The sequence below is a fragment of the Halomicrococcus pelagicus genome (assembly GCF_050954125.1).
The window spans coordinates 60,699-78,578 of record NZ_JBPBWC010000002.1 but is presented as its reverse complement, the minus strand read 5'-3'; the positions used below and the strand labels follow the sequence as shown (position 1 = coordinate 78,578).

Here is a 17,880-nt window from a genome sequence, read left to right as displayed (position 1 = left end):
GCCAATCTGGGCGCATGACGCTGGCGGACAGGGAGTGGCGGCTGATTCGCGAGGAGTCGTGGGACGGGCCGCTGAACATGGCGCTCGACGAGATAGCGGCCGAGACGGCGGCCGACGGCGGCCCGCGCACGCTCCGCGTGTACCGCTGGGAACCGAGCACGCTCTCGCTTGGCTACCGGCAGGACCCCGAGACGGTGGACTGGGAGTTCTGCGAGCGCGAGGGTATCACCGTCACGCGCCGACCGACCGGCGGCGGCGGTATCTACCACGACCACTTCGGCGACATCTCCTACACCATCGTCGCGCCGGCGGAGGAGCTTCCAGGCGACCTGATGGACACCTACGAACTGCTCTGTGACCCCGTCTTCGACGCGTTCGAGCGGATGGGCGTCGACGCCCGGTTCACCGAGGAGGAACTGCCGGCCCTCCACCAGCCGGCGTGTTACCTGCGGAAGCTCCACCCCGCCCACGACGTGGTCGCCGGCGGGAAGAAGATCAGCGGCAACGCCCAGTACCGCCGGAAGGACGCCGTCATCCAGCACGGATCGCTGAAGTTCGCGCTCGACGCCGACCGTCACCTCGGCGTCTTCGCCGACCCCCCGACCGCGCCTGAGGAGTTCCGCGAGCGCGTCACCACGATTCGGGAGGAATCCGGCGTCGACCGCGAGGAGGCCGTCGATGCCGTCGAGAGCGCCATGCTCGACTGGGCCGACGCCGACGAGGGGGCCTGGACCGACGGCGAACTGGAACGCGCCCGCGAACACGCCGACGCAAAGTTCGCGAGCAAGACCTGGAACCAACGCCGCGAGGACCCCACCGCCTGAAACCATGCACGGCGACTCGGTCGACCTCGTCAGGATTCGCGCCGCCGCGTTCATCCCGGACGCGTGGATATCGCGGTCGCGGTCGGACGACGGCGGACCGACGGTCGAGTACCGGGGCGACGACCGGGAGTTCACCCCGCACGCGGTCGACGCCGGCCGCTCGCGGGTCGAACAGGCGGCGGTCGTCGACTTCGAACGCGAGGACCTGCTCGCGACCGCCGACACCGGTCGGTCGGTGGAGCGCGTCACGCGACCGGACGGGAGCGAGGAGACGCGGACGGGGAGGGCCGACGCCGACGGCGTCTTCTGCACCGGCCCCGCGTGGCGCGAGGACGGCGTCACCTTCGAGATGCACGCCAGCGCGAGCAACCCGCTGGTCGCCCATCCCGACCCCGTCGACTACGCGGTCGCGGTGACGGTCGGTCGCGACGGAACGGTCGAGGTGACGGGCCGCCACGACGGCTTTCCCTGCTTCGAGTGGTACGCGCAGGTCGACTTCGGCGAGTTCCGGACGGTGTACCGCCACGACTACCGCGAGGCGGGCGAGACGAACGCGGCGCTCGCGGGGCCGATGGACTACGAGTTCGAGCGCACGCTCCGCCCGGAGTGAGCGGTCCGGCGCGTTCGACTCTGCCGGCGCTGGCGTCGCGTCTCGTCGGCGGCGTCCGTCGTCGGGTCCAGCGAGCGGTCGCCGACCGCCGACCCGGCCGAATCGACCGCGGTTCTCGTGTAATCCCGATTATCAGATAGCTCGACCGCCGACCGCGTGCGGTTCGAAGTACCTTTGAATGCCGAATTAGTAGACGGCTCACATGAGAGTTGGAGCACACGTTTCCATCGCGGGCGGCGTCGACAACGCCGTCGAACGGCAGCGCGAGGTCGGCGGCAACTGCGGCCAGATATTCACGCACTCCCCGCAGGTGTGGCAGGACCCCGGTATCGGCGACGAGGAGGCGGCGGCGTTCCGCGACGGCACCGCCGCGAAGCTCGACGGGTCGTGGGTCATCCACTCGTCGTACCTCGTCAACCTCTGTACGCCCAAAGACGACCTCCGCGAGAAGTCCATCGACAGCATGCAGAAGGAGGTCGACGCTGCGGACCAGCTCGGCATCGAGTACGTCAACGTCCACCTCGGCGCGCACACCGGTGCGGGCGTCGACGGCGGCCTGGACAACGCCGCGAGCGCGCTCGACGAACTCGACGTCCCCGAGGGCGTGACCGTCCTCGTCGAGAGCGACGCCGGCAGCGGGACGAAACTCGGCGGCGACTTCGAACACCTCGCGGAAGTGCTCGACCGCTCGGACCAGGACCTCGACGTCTGTCTCGACACCGCCCACGCGTTCGCCGCCGGCTACGACCTCTCCAGCGAGGAGGCGGTGGCGGAGACCGTCGCCGAGTTCGACGATGTCGTCGGGCTGGAACATCTGAAGTGTATCCACCTCAACGACTCCAAACACGAGTGTGGCACGAACAAGGACGAACACGCTCACGTCGGCGAGGGTCGCATCGGCGAGGAGGGGATGCGAGCGTTCCTCAACCATCCCGACCTCGAAGACGTTCCGCTCGTGCTCGAGACACCCAACGAGGACGGCAAGGGCTTCGCGTGGAACATCGAGCGCGTGAAGGAACTGCGCGACGGCGACGCGGACGACTGCTAAGCGACCGCCGTCAGCGTCCGAGAGGAACCGCGTCCCCGTCGACGGCCTCCCCCGCGCCGTCGGCGGTGACGAACCGCCCCGTTTTTGCCGCGCCTCCCCGAAGGGCGACCGAGGCATCAATCGTGCGACGGTTCTCCGCCGACTACCTGCGCCGCACCCGCGAGGGGCTCTGGGAGTCCCGCGAGGCGCTCGCGGACCTGGACCTCCCCGACCGCGAGCGAGTGCTCGACGTGGGGTGCGGCACGGGCGAGTTGACGCGCGTCCTCGCGGAGGAGATGGCGGGGGAGGGGGACGGTACGCGTGAAGTGGTCGGCGTCGACGCGGACCCCGACCTGCTCGCCGTGGCGCGCGAGCACCGCGGCCCCCGCCAGTCGTTCCTCGCGGGCGACGCCCACCGCCTCCCGTTCCCGGATGACAGCTTCGACCTCGTGGTCTGTCAGGCCCTGCTCGTCAACCTGCCCGATCCCGAGCGCGCCGTCCGGGAGTTCGCCCGCGTCGCGAGCGACGGCGTGGCCGCGGTCGAACCGGACAACGCCGCGGTGTCGGTCGACTCGACCGTCGAACGCGAGGGCGAGCTCGCCCGGCGCGCCCGCGCCGCGTTCGTCGCGGGTGCCGACACGGACGTCGCGCTCGGTGGCGAAGGCACCCGCGAGGCGTTCCACGACGCCGGCCTCCGCGACGTGACGACGCGCGAGCACTACCACGAGAAGACCGTCGAACCGCCGTACGAGGAACGCGACCTAGCGGCCGCGAAGCGGAAAGCCAGCGGTGCGGCCCTCGCCGAGCGCCGCGAGACGCTCGTCGGCCCGCTCGACGCCGAGGAGTACGAGGACCTGCGAACGGCGTGGCGCGAGATGGGTCGCGACGTGGTCGAGCAGATGGGCGACCGGACCTACCGGCGCGCCGAGGCGGTTCCCTTCTACGTGACAGTCGGGCGAGTCGACGGAGAACCGTCCGGCTGACGGCGAGCGGGAGACGTTCCGAGGGGAAGACCCTTCCCGGAGAACGCCGTATTCGTTCCGGAGATGGCGTCGAACGGGGGGACAGAACCTGTAGCAATGGTCGGACGGACCGACGCGGACGAGTGGCGCAATCGCTTCGCGGCGGGGGTGGTCGTCGCGGGCGTCGGGTTGCTCGTCGTGGGTCTGCCGGCCCTGCTCGGGGTGGTCACGCTCTGGCTCGCCGTCGCGCTCGTGGTGGTCGCGGTCGTGCTCGCCCAGCACGCCGTGGCGGTGACCGACCGCGAAGCGACGCTCCGGGACCTCCTGCTCGCGACGGTCTACGCCGCCGCCGGACTCGGCCTGCTGGTCGTCCCCGTCGGGTCGACGACCGTCCCGCTGCTACTGTCGGCCGTACTCGTCGCGTTCGGCGTCCATCGCCTCGTCGCCGCCGCGCGGGCGCCCGACCGCGGTGACCGCCGGTACCTGGCGGCGACGGGCGCGATACAGCTGTTCGTCGCAGGGCTGCTGGCGGCGCAGTGGCCGGGCGGTACGCGGATTCTCTGGTCCTTCTTCGGTCTCGGTCTCGTCGTCGGCGGGTCGTCGCTGGCGCTCGCCGCGGTCCGGGACCGGGACGGTCGCTGGCGCTCGTTGCCGGGAGAGTAGCCGAACACGCGGCGAACGGACGACCGGACGAGCACGGCGTCGGCGGACGGGTCCATCGCGGGGGTGCGTAACGTTCGGACATTCCGACCAGTCGGGACGTTTCCATTCGCGGATGAACAGTGTCACACTGGGTGGATGCTGGTAGTCGCCCGGCGGTAGAGGGGTCGGACGACGCCGGTCGCTCACGTCCGGGAAACTACCAGTTCCAAGTCACGACGAGGGGTTTAACAGCCTCATAATAAAATCAATCCGTTGCTTCCGTGGTCGCATATCGTGTCCCCTCGACGGAACGAGACGCAAATTCCTGACACTGACCGCCGCCGCCCTCAGTACCGGAAGCCTCTCCGGAAACGCTCTCGCCGCTCCCGGCGAATCCGGTCCGGCTGACCCCGTCCGACAGTCGGCCGACGCCGCCGACGCGTCCCCCACTCCGGCCGCCCCCGCGGACTGGACGAGCTACCAGCACGACGCCGGCAACACCGGGGCGACTGCCGTCCCCGGCCCGGGCGACGACGCGTGGGTCGACTGGAGCGAGCAGGTGAGCGACCGCCGCCTGTTCGCACCCGCGGTCGCCGACGGCACCGCCTACGTCGCCGACGTCGGCGAGACGCTGATGGCGTTCGACCTCGACGACCGCGAGACGCGCTGGACCGTCGACCTCGACGGCGTCGAGTACGCGCCCGCGGTCGCCGACGGCACCGTCTACCTCGGGGATAGCGAGGGGTTCCTGTACGCACTCGCCAAGTCCGACGACCTGCGGTGGCGCTCCGACTCCGTCGGGGCGCTCGCCACCGGGAACGGTCGCGTCTACGTCGGTGGCGACGACCTCACCGCGCTCGCGGGCGGCAGCGGCGGCGCTCACTGGACGGCCCGGACGGGCGACCTCGCGGCACCGCCGGTGGCCGCCGCCGGGAACGTCTACGTCGCCACAGGCGTCGAACTCATCGCGTTCGCCGCCGACGGTCGCGCGCAGTGGCAAACCCAGCTCCAGTCGCAAGCGGTCGCCGGTCCCGTCGTCGCCGACGGCACGCTCTACGTCGCGACGGGCGAGGAGCGCGTCGTCGTCCGGGCGTTCGACGCCGGAACCCACCGGTGGACCTACGCCGGCGACTGCGAAACCATCAGTTCGGTCGCGGACATCGCGGTCGGCAACGGCCAGGTCTACGCAGTCTGTGACGGACAGGTCGTCGTACTCGACGCCGACGCTGGCGAGGAACGCTGGACGGCGGGCGACGGCGTCCGGGCGCTCGCCGTCGGTAGCTCCGTCTACGCTGGCACCGAGGCGAACGAAGTCGTCGCTCACGCACCCGACGGTTCCGAGCGCTGGCGGATGTCACTCGACCGCGGTGAGGCCGTCGAACACCTCGCGGCGAGCGCCGTTTCCAGCAGGCACACCGCCGGTACCCTTCCCGGCGGTGGTTCCAACGTCGAAAAGCGTCCGGGCGACGTGTACGCGGTGACGTCCGACGGTGCCGACGACGGGAGCAGCCGGGAGTGGCTGGTCGCGCTCGACCGCGACGGTGTCCGGTGGACGTTCCCCCCCGCGTTCACGCCCTCCGGTACGCTGACCGCGCCCGTCGTCGGGAACGGGACGGTCGTCGTCGGTGCGTCCGACCACAGGGTGTACGCCCTCGACACCCGCGACGGAAGCGAGCGCCGGCGGTTCGAGACCGGTGGACCGGTCGAGCACGTCACCATCGGCAATCGAATCTACGCCGCGAGCGACGCGACGTACGCGTTCCGGTGGTTGACGGCCGAATAGGAGCGCAAGCCAGGGCACGAACCGCGGTTCGGTCCGAGACCCATCGCTTCCCGATTGCCGCCCCGTTCTGCTACGTCCAGTCGACGGACCTGGGTCGCCAATCCGACTCAGTACTGGCCGGTTTCGCCGGCGAAACGTGGTGAGGACGTCGATCCTGACGTGATGGCCACAACGCTCTTACGTAACTTCTACAAACCGTCCGCTATGTCGGTCGTGTCTCACGTTCCTCTCGTCCAGGCCGAGGGACCGATTCCCACATCGGTGTCGGAACTGCTGAACCAGTACGGCGGCATCGTCGGCCAGGTGATAGCTTTCGTCCTCGGGTTCGTCGTCGTCTACCTGCTCGGACGGGCGATTCTCGTCCCGTTCGTCCGCCGCGTGCTCGACCGGCGGGGCTTCGACCCGACGGTCGCCAGTCTCGGCGAGAACGTCGCGGGCGTCGTCGTCGCCCTGCTCGCCATCGCCGTCGCGTTCACCGTCGCCGGATTCGGGAGCGTCATCGCCGCGTTCTCCGTGTTCGCCGGCGCCGTCGCACTGGCGGTCGGATTCGCCATGCAGGACCTGCTCGCCAACTTCGTCGCCGGCGTGTTCATCCTCAAGGACCGGCCGTTCGAGATCGGCGACTGGATCGAGTGGCCCGACGGCGAGGGTCGAGTCGAGGAGATCGACCTCCGGGTGACCCGCGTCAGAACCTTCGACAACGAACAGATTACCGTCCCGAACGGCGACCTCGCGAACAACGCAGTCACGAATCCGGTCGCGTACGACAAACTCCGGAACAAGTTCGTCTTCGGCATCGGCTACGAGGACGACATCGACCACGCCAAAGAGATAATCCTCGACGAGGCCTCAAAGGTCGAGGGCATTCTGGACGACCCCGGAATCAGCGTTCGGGTGACCGAACTTGCCGACTCCTACGTCGGCCTCCAGACGCGGTTCTGGATCGAGAACCCGAACCGAAGTGACTTCGTCGGCATCACGTCCGAACTCGTCCAGTCGGTCAAGGAGCGCTGCGACGCCGAAGGCATCGATATGCCGTACCCCTACCGCCAGCTCACGGGCGGCGTCGACATCGAAGGCGACTTCGAAACCCACCAACCGGAAGCGTCTGCCGACGACTGACGACCCGTCGACAGCGGTCGCTACTTGGCCCCCTTTCGACATCCAGCGCGTTTATCCGCTCCGAAGCCCAACCGGACGACCAGAGACCATGGAGCGAAGCGCGGCCATCGAGCGCGTCGAGGACATCGTCGAGACCGTCGAGAACGACACGATGCCGGTTCCGGTCCGCGAACTCTGGGTGTACGGCGACGTGGCGCTCGGTCTCGACCCCGTCGACCGCCTCGACGTGTACGTCACGAAGGACATCCTGCTCCGCGGTGACGCCGACCGCGAGGAGGAGTTCCGCAAGTCTCACGGCGTGAAAGGCGTCGGCAAGACGGTCCGCGCCGAGTGGGCCGACGAACATCCCGATCTGCTCCGGGCGAACGACAGTGGACACGCCGCGCCGGAGAAGTGTCTCGCCGCTCACCTCCTCTCGGAGGACGAACCGGTCCACCTCGAGGTTTGCAACTCCAGCTTCGAGGACAACGTCACCCAGCGATTGAAGGGAGCGATAGCGCGGGACGCCTACGAGCAGATTCTCGACCCGCGCGGCGTCTGCCTCTGGGTCGAGGGCCAGCGCAGCGAGGAGGCCATGCGGAAGCTCCGCGAGAGCGAACTCCCCTTCCCGACGCTGCCCGACGCGCTGGAGATGCTCGGAATGGACGAGGACCGGACCGACGAAGCGGCCGACGCAGTCGAATCCTACCGCAAGCGCCAGGAGGGGACGACGGTGCGGGGCGACGTCGTGTAGTCCGGGCCTCCGCGGATGAAAGCGAACGGGCGGTGCGTTCCGGTTCCGCGCAAGGGTGCGCCGCACGACCGCTCCGACCACTCGCGCGGCGGTTCTCAGATCACGCCGGCTCTGGCCGCGGCCTCCTATCTAAAATCTCGTCCACTCGTAGCGAAGGGTTTGCTTCGCGCTCCTCGATGTTCTGCCAGAGGAACGAATCTCCGGGGGCGTGCGACCGCAGACGCGACGTTCTCCCTGTAATTGCGCTCGCGAGATGCGCTGTACGCCGAAACGCCGATTCCGTCCGAGAGGCACGAGAACCGACGGAGCGGCGTCCGATCGGACGACCGTTCGCGCCGATCTGTCGATTTGCTATAGCGCTCTATCGTTTACACCGACCCGAAACGGTGAAACGCCCGGCGACGCAACCGAGAAATGATGGACTGCGACAAGTGCGATCGGGAGGCGGTCATGCACGCGGCCTACTCGGGGCTGCATCTCTGCGAGGAGCATTTCTGTCGGTCCGTCGACAAGCGCGTCCGGCGGCGCGTCCGGGAGGACGACCTCCTGTCCTCGTCTGCGACGCCCGAGAACCCCGAGACGTGGCTGGTCGGCCTCTCCGGCGGCAAGGACAGCGTCGTGCTAACGAAGATTTTCCACGATACGTTCCGGGAGGACCCCCGGGTCGAGATCGTGGCGCTGACGATCCACGAGGGTATCGAGGGCTACCGCGACGAGAGCCTGGAGGCCTGCGAGGAACTCGCGGCCGACCTCGACCTCCGTCACGAGGTGGTCACCTACGAGGAGGAGTTCGACCTTCGGATGGACGACGTCGTCGACAAGGACCCCGAGAACATGGCCGCCTGCGCGTACTGTGGCGTGTTCCGCCGCGACCTGCTGTCGAAGTACGCCGAAGAACTGGACGCGGACAAGCTCCTCACCGGGCACAATCTCGACGACGAGGCCGAGACGGCGCTGATGAACTTCCTGGAGGGCGACGTTGCCCAGGTCGCCAAGCATTTCGACGCGAGCCTGGCTCCCTTCGACGAGCGCAGCGACCAGGACGACTTCGTCCCGCGCGCGAAGCCGCTGCGGGACGTTCCGGAGAAGGAAGTCGCCCTCTACGCGCAACTCGAGGACCTCCCGGCGCACATCACTGAGTGTCCCCACTCGAGCGAGGCCTACCGCGCCGAAATCCAGGACCTCATGCTCTCACTGGAGGAGAACCACCCCGGTACGCGCCACTCGATAATGGCCGGCTACGAGGAACTCGCCGCGCTCGCGGCCGAGGAGTTCGGTGCCGGCGAGGGCGACCGGGAACTCGGGGAGTGCGAGCGCTGTGGCGCGTCGACGACGCGCGAGTTGTGTCGGAAGTGCTCCCTCGTCGAGGCCGTCCACGCCGTTTGAACGGCGGGCGACGACGTTCGCGGACGCCGCGTTCGGTCGAACGTAGTCAGTCGCCGCGACCCGCCGCGCGACGAGACAGCGAAGATGTGGTGGCTGGGAGAGAAGCGTGTCGAAGGCAGCGACGAACGACTATCGGATGACGTCGAGGCCGTTGTTCTGCTCTTCGACCTCGTCGCGGCCGCCGTCGCTCTGCGTGCCGAACGACGAGGCGTTGTCGGCGGGTACGTTCTGGCTGGCGTCGAACGACTGGTCGTCGATGTCGTGCATCTGCTGGCGCGACTTGTCTGCCTGCTTCTGGGTCGACGGACCGAGCACCTGGGCGCTCTGGACGCCGGTCATGATGGCCATCACGCGCACCTTGTTCTTGTAGTTCTCCTGGATGCGTGCGCCCCAGATGACGTTCGCGCTGGCCTCCAGTCGCTCCGTGATGTTGGCCGCGATGCCCTCGGCCTCCTTGAGCGTGAGGTCCGGGCCACCCGTGATGTGGACGAGACCGCCGGACGCACCGCGGTAGTCCACGTCGAGCAGCGGGTGGTTCATCGCGTCGCGGACGACCTCCTCGGTCTTGTTCTTGTCCTGGGTCTCGCCGACGAGCATCACTGCGACGCCACCCTGGTTCATGATGGACGTCATGTCGGCGTAGTCCAGGTTGATGAGGCTGGGCTGGGTGATGGTCTCGGAGATGCCTTTCACCGTCTCGGCGATGATCTGGTCCATCACCGAGAACGCCTTGCCGATGGGCAGGTTCGGGACGTAGTCGAGCAGCCGGTTGTTGTCGAGCACGATGATGGAGTCGGCCTCGTTGCGAAGCTTCTCCAGGCCCTCTTCGGCCTTCACCGTGCGCGCACGCTCGACGTTGAACGGCGTCGAGACCATCCCGACGACGATAGCGCCTTGTTCTTTGGCGATCTTCGAGACGACCGGCGCAGCGCCGGTGCCCGTGCCGCCGCCCATGCCTGCGGTCACGAAGACGAGGTCGGCGTCACCGAGCACTTCCTTGATGGTCCCCTGGGCCATCTCGGTCGCGCGCTCGCCCATCTCGGGGTCGCCGCCGGCCCCGAGTCCCTGCGTGAGCGACTTGCCGACGAGTATCTTCGTGTCGGCTTCGATCATCTTCAGGTGTTGCTTGTCGGTGTTGATGGCGACCGTATCGGCCCCGTCGACGCCGATGTTGTACAGGCGGTTGATGGTGTTGTTGCCTGCGCCGCCGCAGCCGACGATGACGATGCGCGGGTCACCGAAGTCGTCGGCAGCCGTCGCATCCATGTCGCGCTGCTCTGCTTCGGCGTTGTCGAGGGCGTCCTGAACGATATCCTGCATCGTTTACACCTTCGCCCAAGTGCGCTTGCGGTTCGTGGTCTCCGTGCTCGTATCGTCCTGCTCTTTGAGCATGTCTCGCACGGCTGCCCGTATCGCCTCGCTGCGATTCGGGAACTCTCCTGTTTCGACCATCTGTTCGACTTCCTCGATCTGCTGTTTCGGAATGCGAAGTGTCACGCGCTCCATAGCTGTATTCCCCTTGTCGGTAAGACGATGCGCGGCATCGCGCTTCGCTCGTCTTACGCCGCGTTGCCGTTCGAGGCAGCCGTTTTTCCTGCCCTGTCTGCACGGCGTAAGACGACCGTCTTACGTAGCATTACACACATAGCCATTACTTATATAATTAACGGCGAGCGTAAAACGAGATGTTTTACGGCGTGTCGAGAACGTCGGCGGAGGGCGTTCTGCGCCCGCAGCCAGGGCAGAACGCCCAGTCGGACCGCAGCTCGTCGCCGCAGTCACAGAAGATACGATGGACGGCTTTCTCGCCGCAGTTCGGACAGTAGACGTGGCCGGCGTCGAGCGATTCGCCGCACTGCGTGCAACTCTCAGATTCCTGAGACGTGTCGGCGGTCGTCTGACGGTCTTCTCTCGAGCGCTCAGCACGTTCCTCGTCGGTCGTACCCGAACGGTCCGCCGTTCGCTCGTGCGCGCTGGTCTCGCCCGTACCTTCGACGGTCACGTTGACGTTGATGTCGCGCGCGCTCTCGGGTTCGCGCGGTGCTCGCCGCGAGAGCCGCTCGTCGAGGAGCTCGTCCACGCGCTCGGCGACGACGGCGTCGATGCTGCCGTCGTCGCGGCCGCCGGCATCCCCTCGGTTCCCGGCGGCGTCCAGATACTGACGGAGCGCCTCCCGCATCGCCTCGCTCTTGGAAGCGTCGAGCGCCTCGAGACGCTCGACAAGGTCGTCGTCGGCGCGGAAGGTTATCTTGCTCATGTCGGCCACCTGAATTGGTTGGGTGCCGATACAACTGGACGCAGGCTATTTGAATCTTTTCGTCTCTCCTCTTCGGCCCGCCGAATAATAATTCTTAAGTCCGGCAGGGCGCTTAGCTGTAGATACGTGCCCGCCCTTAGCTCAGACTGGTAGAGCAGTCGACTGTAGATCGACTTGTCCCCCGTTCAAATCGGGGAGGGCGGATTTTCTCCGACCTGTACCGCGAACAGGGCGCGTTCCTCGGCCGTTTACGCGTCCGTCTCTGCCGTCGCCGACCATTCCGTCTGCTTCGTCGTGAACCGCCACGCCGGCCGAACTCGTCGGCTCGTCCCGGCGGGCAGTCGTTCACGGTTCGCGAGACAACTCTATCCCCTTTATGTCGGATTTCTTGGCATAGTAGACGTAAACGACTGGTTTGAGGTCTGTAAACGCCCTCTGGTCAGTGGAATAAACATAACGTAATCGACGGGAGACGATGTAATACGGACGTGCTCACACCCGAAGCCGGAGTGCCAGCAGCGGTCACCACCGAGCGGCGTGGTCGAAGCGACTCGTCGACGTGCGAGCGTTCAGACCGGGAACCGGTGCGTGTGCTCGGTGCGCACCGCCTCGGGCGGAACGGTCTCGCCGTCCACCTCGACCGGCCGACCGTTCGACAGTTTCCCGAACGCCGGCCCTTCGGGGATACCCAGACTGCGAGCCTTCTCGGGGTCGAACGCCGTCTCGCGGGCGACGACGGCGTCGGCGGTGCGCTCGACCTCGTCGTACCGCTCCGCGACGAGGTCGGCGAGGGCGTCGACGATGCGGTCGTAGTCCGCGGCGTCCCCGACCGCCGCGCGTCCGGCGGCGCGCGTGCCGCCCTCCTCGGTCTCGTAGGCCAGCACGTGGCGCGCGACCGCGTCCCGGGCGCGCTCGAGGTCCACACCGGACGCGTCGGCGAGCAGTTCGGTCGGCAGGGAGACGACCTCGAACTCCGACGCCTCGTCCGCGAGGTCGCCGAACCGGAGGCCGTCGTCGACCGTCGAGATGGCGTCCTCCAGGGTTCGGGCGAGCACGAGCGGGACGCCCGCGGTCTCCCGGGTCCACGTCTCGCTGACGACGCGGTAGCCGAGGTCCTCGATTACGCGCTCGACGTCGGGGTGGTCGCCCTCGACGAGGGCGTAGTCGGCCTGGCTGTGTTCGAACGTCTGTCGGAGCGTGTCGCGTCGCTTCTCGGGGTCGCCGAGCGCTTCCAGACACCAGTCGGCCGCGACGTGTCCCACGGCCCAGTCCGTCTCGCGGACGATGCGCTCGAACCGCGGGACGTAGTGGCCGCCGCCGAAGCCGACGAGCTGGCGCTCGCGGTGGGCGTCGACCCCGCGCAGGTCGAGGACGGCCCGGGCGACCGCGCGCGCCCCGTCAGGGTCGTCCCACTGCTCGTCGCCGCTGCCGAGTTCGACGAACATCGACGGGACGCCGACCCTGCTGGGGCCGTGGTGCGTACACTCCATGCCGACCTCGTAGGCGTCGGGCGCGTGCTCGTCGAACGCCGCGAGCAGGTGCGCGTGGGCGTTCGGGCAGGTCCGTGCGAGGTCGCCTTCGGTGCCGCCGTACTCGGCGTGCCCGAAGTTGCCCGTGAAGTGCGCCGTCAGGAGCGGGCCGGTGTCGCCGGAGTGGCGCGAGGCGAAGACGAGCAGGTCGGGGTCCGCGAACGCCGTCGCGGCGTCCTCGACGTCGAGGTGGAGCGCGTCGAACTCCCTGAGTTCGAACCCCTCGGTCCGGTAGTAGCGCCCGCCCCCTTCGGCGTCGGGCCGGGTATCGTCTTCGTGCTCGGTCCAGTCCGCGAGGTCCAGGAGGTGCTCGCCGATGTGCTCGGAGGCGCGGTCGGCGCGGCTGACGACGACGGCTATCACGGTCCGAACTGGGTCGCCGGTTCGAAAAAGGGCGTCGAATCGGGTCACAGGTCGGCCGCGGTACACATTTCAACGCGGGGCACCAACGTCTGGGTATGCGCGACGCCGAGACGACGCGCGAGCGAATCGCCGACTTCCTGCGAGACGAAGCCGCCTCGCCCAGCGCGCTCGCCGCCGAGTTCGACATCACCGCCGGTGCGGCGCTCCGGCACGTCCGCCACGTCGCCCGCTCCGTCGACGGCGACGAACAACTGCTGGTCGCGCCGCCGGAGTGTCACGACTGCGGGTTCGACGCCTTCGACGACCCGGCGAACCGCCCCTCGCGCTGCCCCGAGTGCAATAGCGAGGCAGTCGACGAACCGGAGTTCAAGGTAGCGCCGGCGTGACGACCCGTCGACGGAGACGGGGTGGTCACTCGAAGCCGAGCGAGCGGTTCGAGGAGAGGTCGTACTCGACGTTCGACCCCTGCTGGACGAACTCGTACCGGTCGTCCACGAGGTACACCGCGCCGTCCTCGACGGTCACCTCGACCTCGTCGAGCACCGCTCCCTCGCAGGGGCCGTAGGTGCAACGGCCGGTGTCGGCCTCGAACAGCGCGCCGTGTTTCCCGCAGACGAGTTCGCCGTTGCGCATCGATGCGCCGTCGCCCTTGTCGAGGCGGACGTCCGTCCAGTGCTGGCAGTAGTTCTTCCACGCCCGGACTTCCCCGTCGTCTCGCACGAGGAGGGCCTCCTCCTCGTCGAAACCCTTCCGAACTGTGAAAAGCAGGGTCGTGTCGGTCGGCACCTCGTCGACGGCTGCGATTCGACTGTCCTCGTCCATCGCCGCGGGCTAGCCACGGGAGCGGTTTGAGCCTTTGCAAAGCCGCGCGACCCGCCGGTCGAACCCCGCAGGGAGCGTTCGGGGCGTCACCGGCAACCGCTGGCGCTCGTCCACCAGCAACCTTTAGCGCTCGCGCTTCCAACTCGCGGTCGAACGTGCGACTACGTCGCTGATTTCGGATGATACTCGTCATCGACAACTACGACTCGTTCGCCTACAACCTCGTCCAGTACGTCGGCGAGTTCGCCGACGAGGTGGTCGTCCGGCGCAACGACGCCGTCTCGGTGCCGGAGATTCGGGACCTCGACCCGGACGGCGTCGTCGTCTCGCCAGGGCCCGGAACGCCCGCGGATGCCGGCGTCTCGGTCCCGGTCTTCGCCGAGACGAGGTATCCCGCTCTCGGGGTCTGTCTCGGCCACCAGGCGCTCTGTGCGGCCCACGGCGCGGCCGTCCGACACGCCCCCGAGGTGGTCCACGGCAAGCCCTCGACGGTCTCCCACGACGGCCGGGGCGTCTTCGCCGGCCTCCCCGAGGAGTTCGCGGTCGGGCGGTACCACTCGCTGTCGGTCGAGCGCGACGACCTCCCGGCGGAACTGGTCGAGACGGCCCGCACCGCCGACGAGCGCAGCGTCCTCATGGGCGTGCGCCACGCGGAGAAGCCGCAGGTCGGCGTGCAGTTCCACCCCGAGAGCATCCTCACCGACGCGGGCAAGCGACTCGTACGGAACTTCTGCGAACTGGCCGGCGACGCCGGAGGACCATGTACTTCCACGTGAACGGCGACCTCGTCCCGGCGGCGGAGGCGACCGTCTCCGTCCGCGACCGCGGGTTCATGTACGGCGACGCGGCGTTCGAGACGCTGCGCGCGTACGGCGGCGACCCCTTCGAGTGGGACGCCCACGCCGACCGACTCCGGTCGACCTGCGACGCGCTCGCGCTCGACCACGGCGTCCCCGAGGCCGACCTGCGCGCTCGCGTCGACGAGACGCTGGCCGCGAACGACATGGAGGACGCCTACGTCAAACTCTCCATCTCCCGGGGCGTCCAGCCCGGGAAGCTCTCGCCGGGCCCCGTCGAGGACCCGACCGTCGTCGTGTACGTCTCCGACCTCCCTCGGGGCGGGGTCGCGGGCGAGTCGGTGTGGGACGCCCCTGCGACCGCCGAGGTGGTCGAGACCCGGCGCGTCCCGGACGCGGCGCTCCCCGCGAGCGCGAAGACGCACAACTACCTGAACGGCATCCTCGCTCGTCTGGACGCCGACGCCGACGAGGCCGTGACGCTCGACGCCGAGGGCGCGATCGCGGAGGGCGCGACGAGCAACCTCTTTTTCGTCCGCGACGGCGTGCTGAAGACGCCGAGTCTCGACGGCCCCGTCCTGCCGGGCATCACGCGCCGGGTCGTCCTCGAACTCGCCGCCGACGCCGGGATTCCGACCGAGACGGGCACGTACTCCCCGGACGCGGTCCGCGACGCCGACGAGGCGTTCCTGACGAACTCCACCTGGGAGCTGCGGCCGCTCGCGCGCCTCGACGGCGCGGAACTCGGCGCGGGACCGGTGACCGACCGTCTCGCGGGAGCGTTCGACGAACGCGTCGAACGCCGTCACTACTGAGGCGTCGTCTCTCGGAGGCGAACAGAATCACTCGACGGAGAACCCGCGGTCGCCCTCGGCGTCCAGCGCGACGTCGACGCTCTCGACGAGCGCGCGGGCCTTGTCCAGGGTCTCCTCGCGTTCGCGTTCGGGCACCGAGTCGTGGACGACGCCGGCCCCGACCCGGAGGTGGTACTCGTCGCCGTGGCGCACCAGCGTCCGGATGACGATGTTCAGGGTCGCGCGGTCGTCGAAGCCGAGCACGCCGACGCTACCGGTGTAGGGGCCGCGCCGGGTGGCTTCGAGTTCGTCGATGATGCCCATCGTCCGGGGTTTCGGAGCGCCCGTGACGGTGCCGCCGGGAAAGACGGCGGCGATGGCCTCGGGGACGGACACGTCCGGCCTGCGCCGGGCCCGCACCTCCGAGACGAGATGCATCACCTCGGAGTAGCGGTCGACGCGCCGGTAGTCCGAGACGGCGACGCTGCCGTACTCCGCGACCTTCCCGAGGTCGTTGCGTTCGAGGTCGACGAGCATCGCGTGCTCGGCGCGCTCCTTCTCGTCGTTGCGCAGGTCCCGCTCCAGTTCGGCGTCCGCCTCGGCGGTTTCACCGCGCGGGCACGTGCCCGCGATGGGTTCCGTGACCAGTCGGTCGCCGTCGACGTCGAGCAGCAGTTCGGGGCTGGCGCCGACGAGGTCGACGCCCGGGAACTCGAGCAGTGCGGAGTACGGTGCGGGGTTGACCGTTCGCAACGCGTCGAACGCCGCGACCGGGTGGACGCTCGCGGGTGCTTCGAGGCGCTGGGAGACGTTCGCCTGGAACGTCTCGCCGTCGCGGACGTACTCCCGGACCGCCCGGACGCGGTCGGCGAACGCCGCCTTCCCACAGTCGCTCTCGAACGCGCCGCGTTCGTCCGTCGGAGGGGCGCCGACGTCGGGGTTACCGTCGACCGCCGCGCGGGCGAGCGCCAGCGCCCGTTCGCGACCGCGCTCGTACGCGGCGTCGGGGTCGGCGAACTCGTCGAGTCGCGGGCAGGCGGTCACCCGGAGGGTGGTGTCGCCCTGCGTCTCGTGGTCGCTCGCCCCCCACGCGGCGACGCAGTCGTAGAGGCCGAACTGCAGTCGCGGCAGGCTGCGGTCGTCGTCGTCGGCGTCGGGCAGCGACTCGAGTTCCCGCGCGAGGTCGTAGGAGAGCCAGCCGAAGAGTCCGCAGGGGTAGGGAACGTCGCAGTCGCCCCGCGCGAGCGTCTGTTCGTCGAGCAGGCCGGCGAGCGCCGCGAGGCTCGGCCCCGGCGTGGCCCGTTCCGCGTCCTCATCAGCGTCCGCGGCGGACGCGAGCGACTCTGCGCCCGGACGGGCCTGCAACCGCTGGACCGGTTCGACCCCGAAGTACCCCCAGCCCGGTTGGCCGCCGGTCGTGGCGAGATAGACGCCGCCACGACCGTCTCGCGCACGCCGGTAGGCGCGGAACGGGTCGTCTACGTCGACTCGGACCTCGACGGGGACGCGCGCGTCCGGCGGCGCGGTCCCGGCCGTCTCCCGGAACGCCGTCCGCGACGTGTGAACCGAGGGGTCAGAGCGACTTCGCACGCTCTATCCAGCCTTCGATGCGCTTGGGCGAGAGGTCGGTCTCGTCGGCGATCTCCTCGGGGTCGGCGGCGGCGAGGTCGACCGTGTTCTCGACGCCCGTCCTGCGCAGGCGCTCGGCGTAGGCGGGACCGATGCCCTTCACGTCCTCCAGCGGCCGCTCCTCGACGTCCGGTTCCTCGGCCCCCTGTTCCTCCTGCTCTTCGGTCGGGGTCGGCTCCGGTTCGGTCGCTTCCGTCTGTTCTGGCTGTGCCGCGTCCGTCGTCGGACCGGTCGCCTCCGCGGGTTCTGCCGCGGACTCCGGTTTCTCTGCCTCGGATTCGGCTTCCTCGATGTGTTCGGTCGCTTCTCCCTCGACGGCGACGTCCTCGGTCGAGACGCCGGTGACGGCCGACTCGTCGTCGGATTCCGTCTCGTCGGTCTCCATCCCCTCGCGTTCCGGTTCGCCGGCGCTCTCCGGCTTCTCGGTCGTCTTGACCGCCCGCTCGGTCGCCGCGTCGGGTTGTTCGCTCGCCTCGCCCGGCTCTCGCTCTATCGTGACGCCGGACTCGTGCGAACTCATCTGCGACCGGTCCTCCTCCTCCAGTCCGAGCAACGATTTCAGCCTGGTGATAAGCCCCATTATGAAACAGTACATAGCCC

General features: G+C 68.7%; 19 protein-coding genes and 1 tRNA gene. 13 read left to right on the top strand and 7 right to left on the bottom strand.

Going from position 1 to position 17,880, the window contains the following annotated elements; genetic code table 11:
• Nucleotides 1–14: 14 nt before the first annotated feature.
• The 9 genes from ACRYA2_RS05090 (at nt 15) to ncsA (ending at nt 9,089) form a co-directional block, all read left to right on the top strand.
• Nucleotides 15–824, top strand: coding sequence for a lipoate--protein ligase family protein (locus tag ACRYA2_RS05090; protein WP_433624889.1), 810 nt, complete (start codon nt 15–17; stop codon nt 822–824).
• Nucleotides 825–828: 4 nt separating this feature from the next.
• Nucleotides 829–1,434 carry a DUF3238 domain-containing protein gene (locus ACRYA2_RS05085; protein WP_433624886.1) on the top strand — a complete coding sequence of 202 codons (606 nt, stop codon included), beginning with the start codon at nt 829–831 and terminating at the stop codon, nt 1,432–1,434.
• Between the two features lie 202 nt (nt 1,435–1,636).
• Nucleotides 1,637–2,482 carry a deoxyribonuclease IV gene (locus ACRYA2_RS05080; protein ID WP_433624883.1) on the top strand — a complete coding sequence of 282 codons (846 nt, stop codon included), beginning with the start codon at nt 1,637–1,639 and terminating at the stop codon, nt 2,480–2,482.
• Between the two features lie 122 nt (nt 2,483–2,604).
• A complete protein-coding gene (locus tag ACRYA2_RS05075; RefSeq protein WP_433624880.1) occupies nt 2,605–3,444 on the top strand; it encodes a class I SAM-dependent methyltransferase in 840 nt (279 codons plus the stop codon).
• Nucleotides 3,445–3,540: 96 nt separating this feature from the next.
• A complete protein-coding gene (locus ACRYA2_RS05070; RefSeq protein WP_433624878.1) occupies nt 3,541–4,086 on the top strand; it encodes a hypothetical protein in 546 nt (181 codons plus the stop codon).
• 538 nt (nt 4,087–4,624) lie between these two features.
• A complete protein-coding gene (locus tag ACRYA2_RS05065; protein WP_433624875.1) occupies nt 4,625–5,848 on the top strand; it encodes an outer membrane protein assembly factor BamB family protein in 1,224 nt (407 codons plus the stop codon).
• A 204-nt stretch (nt 5,849–6,052) separates the two neighbouring features.
• A complete protein-coding gene (locus ACRYA2_RS05060; RefSeq protein ID WP_433624872.1) occupies nt 6,053–6,970 on the top strand; it encodes a mechanosensitive ion channel family protein in 918 nt (305 codons plus the stop codon).
• An 88-nt stretch (nt 6,971–7,058) separates the two neighbouring features.
• Nucleotides 7,059–7,703, top strand: coding sequence for a DUF7095 family protein (locus ACRYA2_RS05055; RefSeq protein WP_113277106.1), 645 nt, complete (start codon nt 7,059–7,061; stop codon nt 7,701–7,703).
• Between the two features lie 417 nt (nt 7,704–8,120).
• Nucleotides 8,121–9,089: a tRNA 2-thiolation protein NcsA gene (gene ncsA, locus ACRYA2_RS05050; RefSeq protein ID WP_433624869.1), complete on the top strand. Its 969-nt coding sequence runs from the start codon at nt 8,121–8,123 to the stop codon at nt 9,087–9,089.
• A 129-nt stretch (nt 9,090–9,218) separates the two neighbouring features.
• Here the strand turns inward: ncsA and ftsZ are convergent, their stop codons facing one another.
• The 3 genes from ftsZ to ACRYA2_RS05035 all read right to left on the bottom strand — a co-directional run bounded on the left by ftsZ (nt 9,219) and on the right by ACRYA2_RS05035 (nt 11,346).
• Nucleotides 9,219–10,409 (bottom strand): cell division protein FtsZ, encoded by a 1,191-nt coding sequence (ftsZ, locus tag ACRYA2_RS05045; RefSeq protein WP_113277108.1) that lies wholly within the window; start codon nt 10,407–10,409, stop codon nt 9,219–9,221.
• A 3-nt stretch (nt 10,410–10,412) separates the two neighbouring features.
• Nucleotides 10,413–10,595: a ribbon-helix-helix domain-containing protein gene (locus ACRYA2_RS05040; RefSeq protein WP_113277109.1), complete on the bottom strand. Its 183-nt coding sequence runs from the start codon at nt 10,593–10,595 to the stop codon at nt 10,413–10,415.
• A 184-nt stretch (nt 10,596–10,779) separates the two neighbouring features.
• Nucleotides 10,780–11,346 carry a double zinc ribbon domain-containing protein gene (locus ACRYA2_RS05035; RefSeq protein ID WP_433624865.1) on the bottom strand — a complete coding sequence of 189 codons (567 nt, stop codon included), beginning with the start codon at nt 11,344–11,346 and terminating at the stop codon, nt 10,780–10,782.
• 130 nt (nt 11,347–11,476) lie between these two features.
• Between ACRYA2_RS05035 and ACRYA2_RS05030 the strand changes: the two genes are divergently transcribed.
• Nucleotides 11,477–11,550 (top strand) — tRNA-Tyr (locus ACRYA2_RS05030).
• A gap of 365 nt (nt 11,551–11,915) precedes the next feature.
• Here ACRYA2_RS05030 and ACRYA2_RS05025 read toward each other — a convergent pair.
• Entirely contained in the window at nt 11,916–13,238 is a 1,323-nt protein-coding gene (locus ACRYA2_RS05025) for a D-aminoacyl-tRNA deacylase (protein ID WP_433624863.1), read from the bottom strand.
• A gap of 95 nt (nt 13,239–13,333) precedes the next feature.
• Here ACRYA2_RS05025 and ACRYA2_RS05020 point away from each other — a divergent pair, with 95 nt between their 5' ends.
• Nucleotides 13,334–13,624 (top strand): transcriptional regulator, encoded by a 291-nt coding sequence (locus ACRYA2_RS05020; protein WP_433624861.1) that lies wholly within the window; start codon nt 13,334–13,336, stop codon nt 13,622–13,624.
• A gap of 25 nt (nt 13,625–13,649) precedes the next feature.
• Here ACRYA2_RS05020 and ACRYA2_RS05015 read toward each other — a convergent pair whose 3' ends face one another.
• Nucleotides 13,650–14,060: a Rieske (2Fe-2S) protein gene (locus tag ACRYA2_RS05015; protein WP_433624859.1), complete on the bottom strand. Its 411-nt coding sequence runs from the start codon at nt 14,058–14,060 to the stop codon at nt 13,650–13,652.
• A 179-nt stretch (nt 14,061–14,239) separates the two neighbouring features.
• Between ACRYA2_RS05015 and ACRYA2_RS05010 the strand changes: the two genes are divergently transcribed.
• Both ACRYA2_RS05010 and ACRYA2_RS05005 read left to right on the top strand, forming a co-directional pair.
• Nucleotides 14,240–14,836 carry an anthranilate synthase component II gene (locus ACRYA2_RS05010; RefSeq protein WP_433624857.1) on the top strand — a complete coding sequence of 199 codons (597 nt, stop codon included), beginning with the start codon at nt 14,240–14,242 and terminating at the stop codon, nt 14,834–14,836.
• Complete coding sequence (locus ACRYA2_RS05005; protein WP_433624855.1) at nt 14,821–15,672, top strand: aminotransferase class IV; 852 nt, start codon at nt 14,821–14,823, stop codon at nt 15,670–15,672. Before ACRYA2_RS05010 ends, ACRYA2_RS05005 begins: the two co-directional genes overlap by 16 nt.
• 27 nt (nt 15,673–15,699) lie before the next feature.
• Here the strand turns inward: ACRYA2_RS05005 and ACRYA2_RS05000 are convergent, their stop codons facing one another.
• Nucleotides 15,700–17,241, bottom strand: a complete 1,542-nt coding sequence (locus tag ACRYA2_RS05000) for an anthranilate synthase component I family protein (RefSeq protein ID WP_433624853.1) — start codon at nt 17,239–17,241, stop codon at nt 15,700–15,702.
• On the bottom strand, nt 17,225–17,875 hold the full coding sequence (locus tag ACRYA2_RS04995; protein ID WP_433624851.1) for a helix-hairpin-helix domain-containing protein: 651 nt from the start codon (nt 17,873–17,875) through the stop codon (nt 17,225–17,227). Before ACRYA2_RS04995 ends, ACRYA2_RS05000 begins: the two co-directional genes overlap by 17 nt.
• Nucleotides 17,876–17,880 lie beyond the last annotated feature (5 nt).

What these genes read in the sequence shown, in the direction of transcription:
- ACRYA2_RS05090 (WP_433624889.1), top strand. Translation starts at nt 15, where the DNA reads ATGACGCTGGCGGACAGGGAGTGGCGGCTGATTCGCGAGGAGTCGTGG.
- ACRYA2_RS05085 (WP_433624886.1), top strand. Translation starts at nt 829, where the DNA reads ATGCACGGCGACTCGGTCGACCTCGTCAGGATTCGCGCCGCCGCGTTC.
- ACRYA2_RS05080 (WP_433624883.1), top strand. Translation starts at nt 1,637, where the DNA reads ATGAGAGTTGGAGCACACGTTTCCATCGCGGGCGGCGTCGACAACGCC.
- ACRYA2_RS05070 (WP_433624878.1), top strand. Translation starts at nt 3,541, where the DNA reads ATGGTCGGACGGACCGACGCGGACGAGTGGCGCAATCGCTTCGCGGCG.
- ACRYA2_RS05060 (WP_433624872.1), top strand. Translation starts at nt 6,053, where the DNA reads ATGTCGGTCGTGTCTCACGTTCCTCTCGTCCAGGCCGAGGGACCGATT.
- ACRYA2_RS05055 (WP_113277106.1), top strand. Translation starts at nt 7,059, where the DNA reads ATGGAGCGAAGCGCGGCCATCGAGCGCGTCGAGGACATCGTCGAGACC.
- ncsA (WP_433624869.1), top strand. Translation starts at nt 8,121, where the DNA reads ATGGACTGCGACAAGTGCGATCGGGAGGCGGTCATGCACGCGGCCTAC.
- ftsZ (WP_113277108.1), bottom strand. Translation starts at nt 10,409, where the DNA reads ATGCAGGATATCGTTCAGGACGCCCTCGACAACGCCGAAGCAGAGCAG.
- ACRYA2_RS05040 (WP_113277109.1), bottom strand. Translation starts at nt 10,595, where the DNA reads ATGGAGCGCGTGACACTTCGCATTCCGAAACAGCAGATCGAGGAAGTC.
- ACRYA2_RS05035 (WP_433624865.1), bottom strand. Translation starts at nt 11,346, where the DNA reads ATGAGCAAGATAACCTTCCGCGCCGACGACGACCTTGTCGAGCGTCTC.
- ACRYA2_RS05020 (WP_433624861.1), top strand. Translation starts at nt 13,334, where the DNA reads ATGCGCGACGCCGAGACGACGCGCGAGCGAATCGCCGACTTCCTGCGA.
- ACRYA2_RS05015 (WP_433624859.1), bottom strand. Translation starts at nt 14,060, where the DNA reads ATGGACGAGGACAGTCGAATCGCAGCCGTCGACGAGGTGCCGACCGAC.
- ACRYA2_RS05010 (WP_433624857.1), top strand. Translation starts at nt 14,240, where the DNA reads ATGATACTCGTCATCGACAACTACGACTCGTTCGCCTACAACCTCGTC.
- ACRYA2_RS05005 (WP_433624855.1), top strand. Translation starts at nt 14,821, where the DNA reads ATGTACTTCCACGTGAACGGCGACCTCGTCCCGGCGGCGGAGGCGACC.
- ACRYA2_RS04995 (WP_433624851.1), bottom strand. Translation starts at nt 17,875, where the DNA reads ATGTACTGTTTCATAATGGGGCTTATCACCAGGCTGAAATCGTTGCTC.